The 15,176-nt window shown below is 36.8% G+C and carries 12 protein-coding genes; 7 read left to right on the top strand and 5 right to left on the bottom strand.

Annotated features, from left to right (window positions below):
• Window positions 1–78: 78 nt before the first annotated feature.
• The 4 genes from ASD98_RS13465 (at window position 79) to ASD98_RS13450 (ending at window position 6,272) form a co-directional block, all read left to right on the top strand.
• Window positions 79–2,496 (top strand): heavy metal translocating P-type ATPase, encoded by a 2,418-nt coding sequence (locus ASD98_RS13465; RefSeq protein WP_056205546.1) that lies wholly within the window; start codon window positions 79–81, stop codon window positions 2,494–2,496.
• A 1,631-nt stretch (window positions 2,497–4,127) separates the two neighbouring features.
• Window positions 4,128–4,424 (top strand): hypothetical protein, encoded by a 297-nt coding sequence (locus ASD98_RS13460; RefSeq protein WP_056205544.1) that lies wholly within the window; start codon window positions 4,128–4,130, stop codon window positions 4,422–4,424.
• Between the two features lie 554 nt (window positions 4,425–4,978).
• On the top strand, window positions 4,979–5,575 hold the full coding sequence (locus ASD98_RS13455; RefSeq protein WP_056205543.1) for a methyltransferase domain-containing protein: 597 nt from the start codon (window positions 4,979–4,981) through the stop codon (window positions 5,573–5,575).
• 118 nt (window positions 5,576–5,693) lie between these two features.
• Entirely contained in the window at window positions 5,694–6,272 is a 579-nt protein-coding gene (locus tag ASD98_RS13450; protein ID WP_056205541.1) for an alkylphosphonate utilization protein, read from the top strand.
• 205 nt (window positions 6,273–6,477) lie between these two features.
• Here ASD98_RS13450 and ASD98_RS13445 read toward each other — a convergent pair whose 3' ends face one another.
• The 3 genes from ASD98_RS13445 to ASD98_RS13435 form a co-directional block, all read right to left on the bottom strand.
• On the bottom strand, window positions 6,478–6,711 hold the full coding sequence (locus ASD98_RS13445) for a hypothetical protein (protein WP_206779296.1): 234 nt from the start codon (window positions 6,709–6,711) through the stop codon (window positions 6,478–6,480).
• A 339-nt stretch (window positions 6,712–7,050) separates the two neighbouring features.
• The gene (locus ASD98_RS13440) at window positions 7,051–7,545 is read right to left on the bottom strand and encodes a hypothetical protein (RefSeq protein WP_056205537.1); all 495 of its coding nucleotides are present in this window, start codon (window positions 7,543–7,545) and stop codon (window positions 7,051–7,053) included.
• Window positions 7,546–7,716: 171 nt separating this feature from the next.
• Window positions 7,717–8,418 (bottom strand): Crp/Fnr family transcriptional regulator, encoded by a 702-nt coding sequence (locus ASD98_RS13435; RefSeq protein ID WP_056205535.1) that lies wholly within the window; start codon window positions 8,416–8,418, stop codon window positions 7,717–7,719.
• A 181-nt stretch (window positions 8,419–8,599) separates the two neighbouring features.
• Here ASD98_RS13435 and icd point away from each other — a divergent pair, with 181 nt between their 5' ends.
• The 3 genes from icd to ASD98_RS13420 all read left to right on the top strand — a co-directional run bounded on the left by icd (window position 8,600) and on the right by ASD98_RS13420 (window position 10,912).
• The gene (gene icd, locus ASD98_RS13430; RefSeq protein ID WP_082577851.1) at window positions 8,600–9,820 is read left to right on the top strand and encodes an NADP-dependent isocitrate dehydrogenase; all 1,221 of its coding nucleotides are present in this window, start codon (window positions 8,600–8,602) and stop codon (window positions 9,818–9,820) included.
• The gene (locus ASD98_RS13425; RefSeq protein WP_056205533.1) at window positions 9,820–10,209 is read left to right on the top strand and encodes a DUF983 domain-containing protein; all 390 of its coding nucleotides are present in this window, start codon (window positions 9,820–9,822) and stop codon (window positions 10,207–10,209) included. Before icd ends, ASD98_RS13425 begins: the two co-directional genes overlap by 1 nt.
• A gap of 316 nt (window positions 10,210–10,525) precedes the next feature.
• A complete protein-coding gene (locus tag ASD98_RS13420; protein WP_056205531.1) occupies window positions 10,526–10,912 on the top strand; it encodes a DUF983 domain-containing protein in 387 nt (128 codons plus the stop codon).
• A gap of 125 nt (window positions 10,913–11,037) precedes the next feature.
• Here the strand turns inward: ASD98_RS13420 and ASD98_RS13415 are convergent, their stop codons facing one another.
• On the bottom strand, window positions 11,038–12,222 hold the full coding sequence (locus ASD98_RS13415; RefSeq protein ID WP_056205529.1) for an acetyl-CoA C-acyltransferase: 1,185 nt from the start codon (window positions 12,220–12,222) through the stop codon (window positions 11,038–11,040).
• A gap of 74 nt (window positions 12,223–12,296) precedes the next feature.
• Window positions 12,297–15,167 (bottom strand): aminomethyl-transferring glycine dehydrogenase, encoded by a 2,871-nt coding sequence (gene gcvP / locus ASD98_RS13410; protein WP_056205527.1) that lies wholly within the window; start codon window positions 15,165–15,167, stop codon window positions 12,297–12,299.
• Window positions 15,168–15,176: the final 9 nt, after the last annotated feature.

Raw genomic sequence — 15,176 nt, 5'->3', positions numbered from 1 at the left:
ACAAATCCATTTCATAATTCCACAACGCTTCCCACCCATATTATCCCAATTTTGTATTGTTAATTAAAGCAAAAAAAAATGGCAACAGATAAAAAGAAGCAAGTCATTTATCTTCCCTTGGAAGATGTAGAAAGCGAACATTGTGCACTCATCGTTGAAAAGGGACTGGCAAGATTGAAAAGCATAGAAACACACCAGGTAGAGCTGAACAACCGCAGGGCTGTTATCACGGTTGACAACACACAAGCGGTAGCGGAAGCGATCAAAGCAATCAAGGACTTGGGGTATGGCGTTTCGACCGTAAAAAACACGTTTCCAGTATTGGGCATGACGTGCGCCTCTTGCGCGGGCAGTGCTGAGAGCATTGTTACATACGAGCCAGGAGTGGTAAGCGCTGCTGTAAATTTTGCAACGGGTAATCTTACCGTTGAATACCTGCCCAATATGACCGATGCGGCCAAACTGCAAAAAGCGGTACAATCTATCGGTTACGATTTATTGATTGAGGATGAAACCAAACAACAGGAAACTTTAGAAGTAATCCATGCTCAAAAATTCCAGAATCTAAAAATCAAAACCATTTGGGCAACTATCTTGTCTTTTCCTGTGGTTGTTATTGGGATGTTCTTTATGAATATGCCCTACGCAGACCCTATAATGTGGCTGTTTTCTACACCTGTTGTCTTATGGTTAGGCAAAGATTTTTTCATCAATGCATGGAAACAAGCTATACACCGTTCAGCCAATATGGATACACTGGTGGCACTCAGTACAGGCATTGCATATCTGTTCAGTGTATTCAATATGTTGCTGCCTGAATTTTGGCACAGGCGCGGATTACACGCCCATGTTTATTTTGAAGCGGCGTCTGTTATTATTGCATTCATTCTGCTGGGAAAATTACTGGAAGAAAAAGCCAAAGGGAATACCTCTTCAGCAATTAAAAAGCTGATGGGCCTACAGTCCAAAACCGTCATCGTGATACTACCGGACGGAACCCAAAAACAGACTGCTATTGAAGAGGTAGCTACAGGTGACGTTATTCTTGTAAAGCCGGGCGAAAAAATTGCAGTGGATGGTATAGTAACCTCAGGGAGTTCCTATGTTGATGAGAGTATGCTTAGCGGCGAGCCGATACCAGTACTAAAAAAAGGAAGTGAAAAAGTATTTGCAGGAACGATTAACCAAAAAGGGAGCTTTCAATTTAAGGCCGTTAAAGTAGGAAAAGAAACGATGCTTGCCCAAATTATCAAAACCGTACAGGATGCGCAGGGAAGCAAAGCACCTGTACAGAAATTGGTAGATAAGATTGCCGGTATATTTGTTCCTGTTGTGATAGGAATTGCCATCCTGACATTTATGTTGTGGTTTGTTTTGGATGGCGATAACGGAGTGGTACATGGATTGCTCGCAGCCGTTACGGTATTGGTTATCGCCTGTCCCTGTGCCTTGGGTTTAGCAACACCAACCGCTATTATGGTAGGTGTTGGTAAAGGTGCTGAGAATGGCATCCTGATTAAAGATGCTGAAAGCCTTGAACTGGCAAAGAAAGTTGACGCTATTGTTTTAGACAAAACCGGAACCATTACTGAGGGGCGGCCAGAGGTTACGGGTTTCAAATGGCTGAACAATGATGATGCAGCCAGCAATGTTTTATTGAGCATTGAAAAACAATCGGAGCACCCATTGGCAGAAGCCGTAGTGAAACATTTTGACGGCATACCGACACCCGCATTGTCCGGTTTTGAAAGTATAACCGGTACAGGTGCAAAAGCCGGCCATGACAATGACACCTATTATGTGGGCAATAAAAAGTTATTGGCAGAAAACAATATCATTATTGATGACCAATTACAAATCCAGGCCGAACAATGGGGCAGCCAGTCCAAAACTGTTATTTGGTTTTTAAACAGCAGACAAGCTCTTGCTGTAATTGCAATATCTGACAATATAAAAGAAAAATCAGCACAGGCTATCCAGGAAATGCAGGCTATGGGCATTGACCTTTATATGCTTACCGGAGATAATGAAGCCACTGCGAAAGCCATTGCTGAGCAAACAGGTATCAGACATTATAAGGCAGAGGTGCTGCCCCAGCATAAAGCCGCTTTTATAAAAGAACTCCAGCAACAAGGAAAAATCGTTGCAATGGTGGGCGATGGAATCAATGACAGTACCGCCCTTGCAACTGCCGATGTTAGTATAGCAATGGGTAAAGGAAGTGATATTGCAATGGATGTAGCCAAGATGACCATTATATCATCGGATCTTACCAAAATTCCACAGGCAATAAGATTATCCAAACAGACAGTAGCTACCATAAAACAAAATCTGTTTTGGGCATTTGTCTATAATCTGATTGGTATTCCCATTGCAGCGGGCATTCTCTATCCGATAAACGGCTTTTTGCTTAACCCTATGATTGCAGGCGCTGCAATGGCATTCAGCAGTATAAGTGTGGTAAGTAACAGCTTGCGTTTAAAATGGAAAAAGTAAAACAGTAAATCTCACAAATCAATAAATAAAACAATACATGGGGCATCATACCGAAATTTGTATTTATAAATAACTTTCTAAAAAAGTAAAAAATGGAGAATAATAATCTTCAATTAAACAAATATCAATTGGCTGCTGAGTAGCCCGGATCTTTAAACTAATAAAAATAAAGTGAGATTATAAAAAAAATTGGCGTCAATTGTCTTCAATTGACGCCATTTGGCTTGTTGTGACAGGAACAGGACAAATTTCTATAAAATTTATGGACGATTTAAAGAGATTGGCTTACTACTGGTAGTGGCTGTCTTTCATTGGCTTTATAAATTTGGTTTAGATGTCCTGTTGGGGATTGATGCAAAAAAATATAAAAACTCAATTGGTTTATGGCATTAAAATAATATACAATTCTACAAATATTATGAAGGATTTAAAAAGATTGCTATAGTTAAGGTAGAATTGTCTTTCTTTGGCTCTACGAATTACTGTCTGGGATTTAAAAATAAATTTATTTGATTTTCGGAACTTTTAACAAAATATTTTTTTTTTTGATTAAATAGCCTTACTTAAGTTTTGCAGCAAAAAAATCATAGGAAAATAGTTATTAAAAAAAAAATCGTTTTAACTTTTTGGATGAGAAAAAAGTATGAAGTCAATACTTATTGATTGCTGTTCAAACGGTGTTAAAAAGTGGTTTATTTCTGCTTAGAGACCAGAGATTAAACGGCTAACCTCCGAAGACAAAGCGTAGGGTGCCAAAAACATTTTTCTTTTTTCATTTTTTTCCAAAAATAACTGCCACTCAAGTATTCTATCTTAATTTGCGGCTTTTTTTTGCGGCAAATTGATTTTAATCAAGTTTGGCAATGGGCAGAAATCTGATTTGGGCGCTCTATGCAGGATCATTGGACATTGTGAGCAGGATCATACCCATGGGCATGCTGAAGCCTGTTTTATATCACTTTATGGCAGACCGGTTAAAATTGATTTCTCTTTGAGACAAAAATGAAAGGTCAGTGCATATCTGATCCCATAAATGGTAAACACTATGAAGCGGACGTTTTGTTTCGCAGCTGAAGGATTTAGAGATTTTGCTAAAACATTAAAAATGTTGCCGATACGTTTGTCTTGAAAAATATTTACTTGATTTAAATCAAATTTTTTGCAAAGTATTTAATTGTATTTTAGTCTCTGGAGACTCCTAGAATTGAGTAGCGGCTATTATCAGGATTTTAGTAGGATTTATTTGTTATGGAATTTTAGGGACAGAGATTAGCCGCTAAATCTCGGGTTTTTTATTTGGACAAAATATGATATTGATTTTTTAACATGACTCGGCTATTTTAATTCAGCGCAGTGCCAATATTCGCCAGAAGGTTTTTTTTCAATTGCAGCAAGCTATTTGACTTTCTGTGGATTTACTGTCTGCCGGCATTAAAGGGGGCTGCATTAAACAGATCAAAGAGAGGGTACCATTTTAAAGATGATAGGCTGATCTGGATGGAAGGCAGAAGGATACAACTGTTCAATTTTTCGCAGCTTGCCTATGCTGCTAACTTTTAGTCCGAATAAAGCGGAAGATATCAGAATGTAAATATATATAAGCCTATAACGGTTTTGAATTTTAGAAATATATGAATCAAATGAGTATTGGGAAGGAGCAAGGCAGGTGCGAGTTTTTAGATCAGATTTTGATCGCTCTAGGGCATGCGTATCCCTGCAGTCTGGCTTTTGAAGAAATGGCCGAAATGTATTGTGGCCCTGGCAGCGGTGCGTCTTTATCGGGGAGCAGCATCGAAATTGAGGCAAGAGTCATGGAAGCCTTATTGGAATTGGAAAGTTTAGGCCTTGTGGCTATAGATTCTAATAGCGATGAAAGCTCTCTCAACCTTTTAGGATTGGAGCGGATTGCTGGAAAAAGATTTTTTTAGCGGCTTGTATGATTTTTTTTATCGGTCTGTCTTTCCATCTGTAATGCCTTTCTGAAATGACATGCAGACACAGTACTCTTTTGCATAAGAAAAAGTTGAAATGGAGAATGGGAATGGGAAATATAATGTGGTTTTAATCAAGATGCATATGTGGAGAATGCGTGCAATATAAATATAAGGTGAAGGGTGTGTGGGAATGTCAGTGGGCTTAATAAAGGATAAAGATTTTTATAAGCGAAAACAGAAAAAAAAGCAAAAAAGATCTTAAAGATTCAGGGCAGGAAAAAAGTAATGACTACTATAAGATCCTACTTCATTTTGATTGAGAAGATGCTTTGCGTTTTGGCGCCATAATTTAGGCAGCTCTTATATCGTTCCTGATTTATAATTGAAATCGGAATCCTTTGAACGGAATTCTTGATTTAAATCAAATTTTAGAAAGATATTAATCAGTTAAATATATTGGGACTCTCTATATTTTTACCACCTGTTAAATTATTCCATTTAGCAAGGAAAATTAAGCCAACTGCAGCAAATGCAAAAGTATTTATAAAATGATTTTTGAACATCTCAAGCAAAATAAATCTATTGATGATAACGAGTTTAACCAAGTGTACCCTATTAGGATAAAGAAGCTGGCCTCCCGCCATTGGACCCCCGTAAAAATAGCCAGAAAAGCAGCTGGTTTTTTGGTGGACAAACCCAATAAAAGAGTATTGGATATAGGCTCGGGGGCTGGAAAATTCTGCCTTGTGGGGGCCGCTTTAACAGATGGAATTTTTTATGGGGTGGAACAAAGGGAATCGCTTATAAAATTATCGCGAAAAATTGCCAAAAAATATAAGATTGATAATGTAGAATTCGTACACTCAAATATTATGGAGATATCTTTTTTGGATTATGACGCTTTCTATTTTTTCAATTCATTTCAGGAAAATATAGATCTGACGGCCCGTATTGACAAATTAATTGATCCAAGTGAGGAACTATATAATCTATATACAGCTTATCTTAAAGACCAGCTGGAGAAAACTCCCATTGGCACAAAACTGGTTACCTACTGGAGCAATTGCAGAGAGGTTCCAAAAAGTTTCAGCTTAGAATCCATTTCGCACAGCGGGGTATTAAGCTTCTGGAGAAAAACGGCTTAAATTGGAGCATGAAAATCTATAAGCCTACTGAATAAAATTAATTAAAATATGGACGGTGAAGAATATATGAATTTTAGAATATGTTCTGAGAAGTCTTTAAACTTTATTTATAAATAAAATGAAATTAGAAGAATTACTAAAAAAGAGAAGTGGAAATGTATGTGAATTAAGCGGCAGAAGTGAAAATCTAATAGCTTATGAAGTCCCGCCTGCTCAAAATAAAGGAGCCGACAGCTGGATTTTAATCAATGAAAAATGCTTTAATCAAATTGAAAAGAAAGAGGAGCTGGATGATATTTTCTGGAAAAATTTTCTATTGACATCTATGTGGAGTGAAGTACCGGCCGTACAGGTGGTTTCATGGCGTCTGCTTAACCGTTTTCGTAATGAAAGCTGGGCTGCTGATGCGCTGGATATGATGTATTTAGAGGATGAAAATCTGGAATGGGCAAAAGCAACCGGAGACCATACTGGTGACGGATCTATTAATTTCCATAAAGACAGCAATGGTAATATCCTGCAAAACGGCGATACGGTAACTCTTATCAAAGATTTGGATGTAAAAGGCTCATCTTTAAATGCAAAAGTTGGTACAGCGGTGCGAAATATTCGTTTAGTTCATGACAATCATGAGCAAATTGAAGGAAAAATAGATGGGCAGGCAATAGTAATTCTAACTAAATTTGTGAAGAAATAATATTATTATATGTTTATAGGTTTGCTATAACATAAATGATTATAAACCATTGTATATTAAAATTGTTCTGCATCAGCACTTTTTCATAAGATGATATTAGAATTAATATATAGAAATGGAAAAGGTTTAAGATTTGATTAAAGAATTCATCCCTGTATTAATTAGGAATATTTATTATATAGGGATGAATTTATTTTGGAAGTTTTTATTTTTTTTCGTCTGCAATAATCAATGTTGAAGGAATATCAGATAACCATGAACTTTTTGTATTAACCAAATGTCTCCAGCCTTCTGCGCCTATCAGCATAAGGCTTTGCTGAACCAAAAAATCTTTCTCAATTGTTTGTTTCTTCTTAAATGTAAATTGAGTGGGAGTACTCTGTTCAATCGAATGTATTTTTTCCATGGCTGGTAAATCTGCCATTATTTGTCCTTCCACATCTAAAACTATTATTACTGCACTGCTGTTATAAATAAACTTCTATAAATTACAATCTGATTCCAGTCTTTGGTATCAAATAGTGGAATAAAAATCAGTGAAGTATCTGTAAAATTTTTATCGATAAAAATACCTACCGGTATTTACGATTTGGATATTATTTGTCTTGTGCCTTCATCAAAACGTGAGCTGCCAATTATATTTTCTTTTCCTGTAACTGTATTGATCAGTTTGTCAGGATTGATCATTCGGGTTGTAAATCGTAGTACTTTACCCAATAAACTGCCCTCGTATATAGATTGGCCTAAACCAATCAGAAGTAAATCATAATTACTTTTATTAGCTATATAATTCAGTCAGCTGTCCCATATCCTGATCATTGTAGGTGTTAATATGCTGGTCATTGAGCAGCTTGTCAGTAAGATTAGTGTGTTCTGACTTATTTTTATTTCTCTTCAAAGAGGAAGGGGATACATTACTCATGCTTTCTGTACTGCCTGTAATCACGATGTTTTCTATTCCTGATTGAATCTGTTCAATGCCCAGCATTACAGCTTTCATTCCTGAAGTACAGACTTTGTCAATTTTTATGCAGTTTAATTTACTTGAAATCCCTGAGGATTCGGATGTTTGTCCTGCAGAGGACTCATCAAGATTGACAGAGAATAAATTACCCATATAGACAGAGTCAATATCTCTTGAAGTTAAACTTGTTTCGTTTAGAGCGCCATTAATAGCAATTTGCCCTAGCTGAAAAGCTGAAAAATCGGACAGATTCCCAAGAAATCCTCCGATAGTAGTTCTTTTAGCAGCTACTATAAATACTTCTTCCATAAATTAAAATGTAGCTTGTATATATTTAAAATAAATCAACTGTTAACTGAAAGAAAAGGCACCATTACACATTGTTAATACATTAGGTTTTTTTAACTCAAAAAAAAGAAACCACGGGTACAGATTTAACCAATGAGAGAAACATTATGATTTAATAATGCCTTTTTCTTATTATAAATCGGTTACTTTGAGGTCTAAAAATTCCAATAAAGGATATCTATTTTTTATGTAAATCCTTCGTTTGTCAATTTCAATAATTCCGTCTTCTTTAAATTGTTTAAGGCTTCTTCCCAGACTTTCCTGTGATGTGCCGATAATATTTGCCAAATCATCACGAGTTAAATCAATCCCCTTGGGTTTTTCAGAATTTTGATTGAATCTGTTTTCCAGAAGAAGTAAAAATATTGCTAATCTGGTATTTTGATTTTTTTGTGCCAGTACAGCAATTGTATTGGCAAGAACGCCAAACTCGTGACCAATGTTTTTTATAAAAGTTTGCTGCAGAGAAGGAATATCTTTTAATAATTTTAAAAAATCATCCTTAGCAATGAAGTTTACTTCTAAATCTTCTAATGCCTCACAAGAGTCCTGATATCGCTCTTCACCCAGTAATGCATGGTATCCCAGTACATCGCCATCAGTATAGATGTAAAAAATCTGCTCATCTCCGCTAAAGCCACGTTTAAATTTTTTGGCTTTACCCTTTCTTATTTGGAAAATACCGGTAGGGATTCCCTGTTCGTAAAAAAGCGTATTCCCTTTTTTGATGGTAAGGGGTTCCATAACACTGCATACTGATTTGTTTTCCTCAGGGGTTAATCCTTGGAAAAGCAGGTTGCTCTGAAAATCAAATTGGGCAAAAAAATCTTTCATACGCCAAATGTAATAAATAAAAATAACATATAATAGTATTATTTATAACAAATGTTATATATTTGTTGAAAATATAAAAAGGCTGATTTTATTGAAATTATGATAGAATTGTTTTTTTTACTAGAAGAAAAACTAAAAACGGAAATAGATTAAAAAAGTAACTATATAAGTAAATAAAATTATGACAGAAAATAAGATCAGCATTCAAAATGGAAGATTATATGTCCCATCACATCCTATAATTCCTTTCATTGAAGGAGATGGGATAGGAGCGGACATTTGGAAAGCCTCAAAATTAGTTTTTGATGCAGCCGTAGAGAAGGCTTATGGTGGAGACAGAAGGATTCAATGGAAAGAAATATATGCAGGGGAAAAAGCTTTTGAAAAAACAGGAAGCTGGCTGCCAGATGAAACAATTGAGGATATCAAAGAATATTTAGTAGCTATCAAAGGACCGCTTACAACACCAGTTGGGGGAGGAATGAGATCCCTTAATGTTGCTTTGAGACAAAAACTTGATTTATATGCCTGTGTCAGACCTGTAAGATGGTACCAGGGAGTTCCGTCTCCGGTAAAAGAACCAGAAAAAGTAGATATGATTATTTTCAGGGAAAACACTGAAGATATCTATGCTGGTATAGAATGGATGGCTGGTACACCAGAATTAGAGAAGGTTAAGAATTTTTTAATCAATGAGATGGGGGTTAAGGATATTCGATTCCCTGATACTACTTCAATAGGGATAAAACCAGTTTCAAGAGAAGGTACAGAACGCCTTGTTAGAGAAGCTCTTAAATATGCTGTGGAAAACAAGAAAAACTCTGTAACTATAGTACATAAAGGGAACATCATGAAATTCACTGAAGGTAAATTTAAGGAGTGGGGGTATCAATTGGCCAAAGATGAATTTGGAGCTAAAGATTACGAGGGCGGACCTTGGCAGGTTATTGAAAAATATGGGCATCAAGTAATTGTAAAAGATGTAATAGCCGATGCTTTTCTGCAGCAAATTATTTTAAGGCCCGAGCAGTATGATGTAATAGCTACACTAAATCTTAACGGGGATTATATCTCTGATGCTTTGGCTGCTATAGTTGGGGGAATAGGGATCGCTCCGGGAGCGAACATTAATTACAGAACCGGGGTTTCCATATTTGAAGCTACACACGGAACTGCTCCTAAATATAAAGATCAGGATAAAGTGAATCCTTCTTCGGAAATTCTTTCAGGAGTTATGATGCTGGAATATCTTGGCTGGCAGGATGCTGCTGATTTAATTGTAAAAGGAATTAATGGTGCAATTAATAAAAAGACGGTAACTTATGATTTTGAACGTTTGATGGATGGGGCTACTTTACTTAAATGCTCTGAATTTGGTCAGGCCATTATAAATAATATGTAATGAATTCAAGAATAGAGTTATATTATATATTTAAACTTAAATGTCCCAGATGTCATAACGGGAATTTATTTACTAATCCGGGACTGTTTGTCATGAGAGGATTTTTTAAAATGCCCGAAAGGTGCAAAAAATGTAATCAAGATTTTAGGATAGAACCTGAGTTTTATTCAAGTGCCTTATGGATTGGTTTCCCAATAGTACTGATTGTTTTTGTACCTCTGCTATTTTTCGGGTTATATTTAAATGAGAATTATGAAATTTCTTTAAAGGTAATACTGCCGATTTTCCTGATTTTATGTTTTTTATTACAAATCCCAATAATGCGAATATCCAGAGCAATTTTGCTTCATTTAACTTTTAAATATTTTGGAGGGCACAAAAAAGGATAATTTTACTCAAAAATTGTAAACTATTATATATTACGGGAAAGAGTTCAAAAAGATTATTCAGAAATAAAAGCATCTTTTTGATTAAGAGAACCTATTAAAAAGGATAGGCAGGCAGAGTTAGTGACGCTCAAAAGCAATAAAACAGTTATGTCAGGTAAATATTGGTCAGTTAAACTAAAACGGAGGATTTTATGGTTCTGCTTAAAGTTCCTTCGTCTTTTAAAGAGGTAAGCCTTGCAGGTTTGTTTAGTATATACATAAGTTTTAAAATTAAACCACAGCTCATGCACCTGAGCTTAAAATCGATTATCATTAGATGAAAAAAGGATCTAAATTAAATAGTATTGTAACAGGGAGTTGCCCTAAATGTCAGAATGAGAATATGTATTTGGATAAAAATCTACTGCATTTAGGTTCGGTTTTAAAAATGCACGAGAAATGCAGCCATTGTGGACTAAGATATCAAATAGAGCCTTCTTTCTTTTTTGGCGCAATGTATGTAAGTTATGGATTGAATGTTGGTGTAGGAATTGCAACTTTCATCATTTCATATCTTATTTTTGAGTCCAGTATAAAAACATCGTTTATTGCAATTATTGTAGTACTGATTATTTTATTTCCAGTATTACTAAGATTATCCAGAAATATTTACATTAATATGTTTATCTCCTATGATCCAAAAGCAGCTATAAAAGAGAATTAGTTAAAAAAAACACCTAACTTAGAAAAGGGAGAGTCTTTAATTACTCTTCCCTTTTAAAAATTAGTCATCAGAACATTGGGGGATATTCTTTAGTTTTTTGAATTTATGATAGTGTACTATTGATATTACTCATTGGCAAGTTCTATAACTATTGCACTTGCACCACCTCCTCCATTGCAGATACTTGCTACCCCATATTTACCATTGTTCTGTTTAAGTACATTTATGAGTGTAACTACTATACGTGCACCTGAACAGCCTAATGGATGCCCTAAAGAAACAGCACCTCCATTTACATTTACTTTTTTAGGGTCCAATTTTAATTTTTGAATGTTCACTAATCCAACTGTAGAAAAAGCTTCGTTTAATTCAAAATAATCAATATCTTCTATTTTGAGTCCTGCTTTATGCAGGGCCTTAGTTATGGCCAGGGCGGGAGTGGTAGTGAACCATTCCGGTGCCTGTTCGGCGTCGGCATAAGCGCGTATAATTGCAATTGGTTTAATATTCAATTGTACAGCTTTTTCTTTACTGATCAATAAAAGCGCTGCAGCACCATCGTTCATTGTAGAGGAATTAGCTGCTGTGGCGGTACCTGTTTGGGAAAATGCAGGTTTTAAACCTGCTATTTTATCGAATTTAACATTTTTATATTCTTGGTCTTCCTTAAAAATAATTGAGTCGCCTTTATGCTGTAGTATTTCTACCTGTACGATCTCATCGTCGAATTTTCCATTTTCCCATGCTATTTGAGATCGTTTGTAAGATTCAATGGCAAAGGCATCCTGTTCTTCTCTTGAAATATTGTATTCTTTGGCGCATAAATCGGAAGCATTACCCATAGGGTAATTGTGGTAAACATCGATTAAGCCGTCTTTGGCAATACCATCGGTCATAACCGCGTTTCCATATTTATTTCCCCAGCGGGTATCTGTGGAATAAAAAGGGACCTGGCTCATGTTCTCCATACCGCCGGCAACCACCACATCAGCATCACCACAGAGGATACTTTGTGTGGCTATTGAAATTGCTTTCATTCCAGAGGCACATACTTTGTTGATAGTTGTACATCGTACTGTATTGGACAAGCCAGCGAAAATTGCCGCCTGACGCGCTGGGGCCTGCCCTAAATTGGCTTGCAGAACTGATCCCATATACACCTCCTGTATTTCAGTTGAATCTATACCAGCCCTTGAAACAACTTCCTTTATTGCTATTGCCCCTAATTTAGTGGAATGGACGTCTTTTAATGCTCCGCCAAAACTGCCTATCGGAGTACGGGCGGATGCAGCTATGTATATATCTTTCATTTTAATCTCTATTTTTCAATGAATTTATTCTATTTTGAGTATTGCTAAAATGATCAGGTTATAAAATAATCCAGTTAATTTTCTATTTCCATCCACTCCTCGGTCGGGATACAGGAACAAATCAAATTCCTGTCACCATAAGCATTATCTATTTTACTTACACATGGCCAGAATTTATTATTCTCAACCCATTTTAAAGGAAATGCCGCTTTTTCTCTGCCGTATGGTTTGTTCCACTGATCGTTTAAAAGTACTTTGGAAGTGTGTGGGGCATTTTTAATTACATTGTCAGCTTTATCATATTTCCCTGCAGCAATCTCATTTATTTCTTCTTTGATGGCAATCATGGCCTCACAGAAACGATCCATCTCTGTTTTACTTTCACTTTCGGTAGGTTCCACCATAAGGGTATCGTGTACAGGGAATGCAATGGTCGGGGCATGAAATCCATAATCCATTAATCGCTTGCCGATATCACCTACTTCTACATTTGTTTCTTTTTTAAAGGAAGCACAATCTAAAATCATTTCATGGGCGCAGTACCCATTTTTACCTGTGTATAAAATGGGGTAGTGGCCTTCGAGTTTGGTTTTAATATAATTAGCATTTAAGATAGCAGTTTTAGTTGCCTCAGTGAGGCCTCTGGCCCCAAGCATTTTTATATAACCATAAGAGATCAGAAGAATCAACGCGCTTCCATAAGGTGCTGCTGATACTGCTGTTATTGCTTTTTTGTTCTTGGTTTTTATTTGGGAATGAGAAGGCAGGTAGGGGGCAAGGTGTTTGGCAACTCCTATTGGTCCGACTCCGGGACCTCCGCCTCCGTGGGGTATAGCAAATGTTTTATGCAGATTTAAATGACAGACATCAGCTCCGATTTTCCCCGGACTGGTCAAACCTACCTGTGCATTCATATTTGCACCATCCATATAGACCTGGCCGCCATTATCATGGATAATTTTAGTAAGATTTTTTATTCCTTCCTCGTAAACACCATGAGTTGAAGGATAGGTAACCATCAGACAGGCTAAATTTTGGGTGTGTTCTTCTGCTTTTAACTGCAGGTCGGCGGCATCTATATTTCCATTTTGATCGCATTTGACAATCACAATTTTCATTCCTGCCATAGCTGCAGATGCGGGGTTAGTCCCGTGGGCAGAAGAAGGGATAAGCACTACATTTCTGTGTTTGTTTCCCATTGCAGCATGATATGCGCGGATAACCATCAGTCCTGCATATTCTCCCGAAGCACCTGAATTTGGTTGAAAAGAAAGGGCAGAAAATCCTGTTATTTCACAAAGGTCTTTCTCTAGTTGGTCTATTATCTCGGTATATCCCACGACCTGATCCAATGGAACAAACGGATGAATAGCTGCAAATTCAGGCCAGGTAATTGGCAATAATTCTGATACTGCATTGAGTTTCATTGTACACGAACCGAGCGAAATCATGCTGTGGGTCAGTGAAAGGTCTTTATTTTCAAGACGCTTGATGTAACGCATCATTTCAGTTTCGCTGTGATACTCATTGAAAACCCGATGGGTTAAGTATGTCGAGGTTCTATCAAAGACAGACCTAGAAATTAATATGGAGTCAATTCGATGTATTTTGGTTGTCTGTTTGTCAAATACGAATGTGAAAACATTCAGTATATTTGAGATATCTTTCTCACTAGAGGTTTCATCTAACGAAATGGCTATTTGTTTATCACTTATGTATCTAAAATTAAGCTCATTTTTTTCGGCTATTTTTCGGATAAATTTTGCATCTTCAACCACGACAACGATGGTATCAAAAAATACATTTGTTTTAATTTTAAAACCTGCCTTTTTTAATTCCTGTGCAAGAGAATAGGTGAGATCGTGTATTTGCTGGGCAATTGCTTTTAATCTTTCCGGTCCGTGATAAACGGCATACATACTGGCCATAATAGCTAGTAAAGCCTGCGCCGTACAAATATTTGAGGTCGCTTTTTCTCTCTTAATATGCTGTTCACGGGTCTGCAGTGCCATTCGTAATGCTTTGTTTCCTGTTGCATCGAGAGAAACACCAATAATACGTCCGGGAAGTACCCTTTTATATTCTTCCCTGCAGGCAAAGAATGCGGCATGGGGACCTCCGTAACCCACTGGGACCCCAAAGCGCTGAGAATTCCCAACAACGCAATCCGCACCCCATTCCCCGGGAGGAATTAAAAGGGCTAGGGCCATAAGATCACTTGCTACACAGACCTGTACTTTATAAGATTTGGCCACAGCCATGAAAGAGGAATAATCATTTATTTCTCCATTGGCATCAGGGTATTGAATAAGTGCGCCAAAATAACTTTCGTCAAAATTTACTTTGGTATGGCTGCCAATAATCAGTTCAATATTAAAGGGTTCAGCACGTGTTTTCAAAACATCAATAGTTTGGGGGAAACAGTGTTCTGAAACAAAAAATTTCTTTGCCCTATTGGCTTGTTTCTCTTTACTTCTGCTGCCAAAGAACATTAGCATCGCTTCAGCTGCCGCAGTTGCTTCATCCAGAAGCGAAGCGTTGGCCAGCGGCATTGCGGTTAAGTCTATTACCATGGTCTGAAAATTAAGGAGGGCTTCCAGACGTCCTTGCGAAATTTCAGCCTGGTAGGGCGTATAGGCAGTATACCATCCTGGATTTTCTAAAATGTTTCGCTGAATTACAGGGGGCAGAATTGTATTGTAATAGCCTAAGCCAATATAGGATTGAAATAATTTATTTTTACCTGCAATACTTCTTAAATGCTTTTGGTATTCGTATTCAGATAGTCCGCCTGCAATGTTCAATGGTCTTGCCAAACGAATGTCAGATGGAACTATTTTGTCAATTAATGCTTCGAGTGAAGAAACGCCTATAATATCCAGCATTTCTTTTGAGTCTTTTTTGTTAACACCGCTGTGGCGCGTTATAAATTGATCTGTTTTCATATCTTAAGA

The sequence above is a fragment of the Flavobacterium sp. Root186 genome (genome assembly GCF_001428525.1).
Lineage (GTDB): Bacteria > Bacteroidota > Bacteroidia > Flavobacteriales > Flavobacteriaceae > Flavobacterium.
The sequence above is the reverse complement of the archived record's forward strand: the minus strand, read 5'-3'. Positions and strand labels throughout refer to the sequence as shown.

Bases quoted from the DNA above. Each gene is read 5' to 3' on its own strand.
- ASD98_RS13465 (WP_056205546.1), top strand. From the start codon at position 79: ATGGCAACAGATAAAAAGAAGCAAGTCATTTATCTTCCCTTGGAAGAT.
- ASD98_RS13460 (WP_056205544.1), top strand. From the start codon at position 4,128: ATGAATCAAATGAGTATTGGGAAGGAGCAAGGCAGGTGCGAGTTTTTA.
- ASD98_RS13455 (WP_056205543.1), top strand. From the start codon at position 4,979: ATGATTTTTGAACATCTCAAGCAAAATAAATCTATTGATGATAACGAG.
- ASD98_RS13450 (WP_056205541.1), top strand. From the start codon at position 5,694: ATGAAATTAGAAGAATTACTAAAAAAGAGAAGTGGAAATGTATGTGAA.
- ASD98_RS13440 (WP_056205537.1), bottom strand. From the start codon at position 7,545: ATGGAAGAAGTATTTATAGTAGCTGCTAAAAGAACTACTATCGGAGGA.
- ASD98_RS13435 (WP_056205535.1), bottom strand. From the start codon at position 8,418: ATGAAAGATTTTTTTGCCCAATTTGATTTTCAGAGCAACCTGCTTTTC.
- icd (WP_082577851.1), top strand. From the start codon at position 8,600: ATGACAGAAAATAAGATCAGCATTCAAAATGGAAGATTATATGTCCCA.
- ASD98_RS13425 (WP_056205533.1), top strand. From the start codon at position 9,820: ATGAATTCAAGAATAGAGTTATATTATATATTTAAACTTAAATGTCCC.
- ASD98_RS13420 (WP_056205531.1), top strand. From the start codon at position 10,526: ATGAAAAAAGGATCTAAATTAAATAGTATTGTAACAGGGAGTTGCCCT.
- ASD98_RS13415 (WP_056205529.1), bottom strand. From the start codon at position 12,222: ATGAAAGATATATACATAGCTGCATCCGCCCGTACTCCGATAGGCAGT.
- gcvP (WP_056205527.1), bottom strand. From the start codon at position 15,167: ATGAAAACAGATCAATTTATAACGCGCCACAGCGGTGTTAACAAAAAA.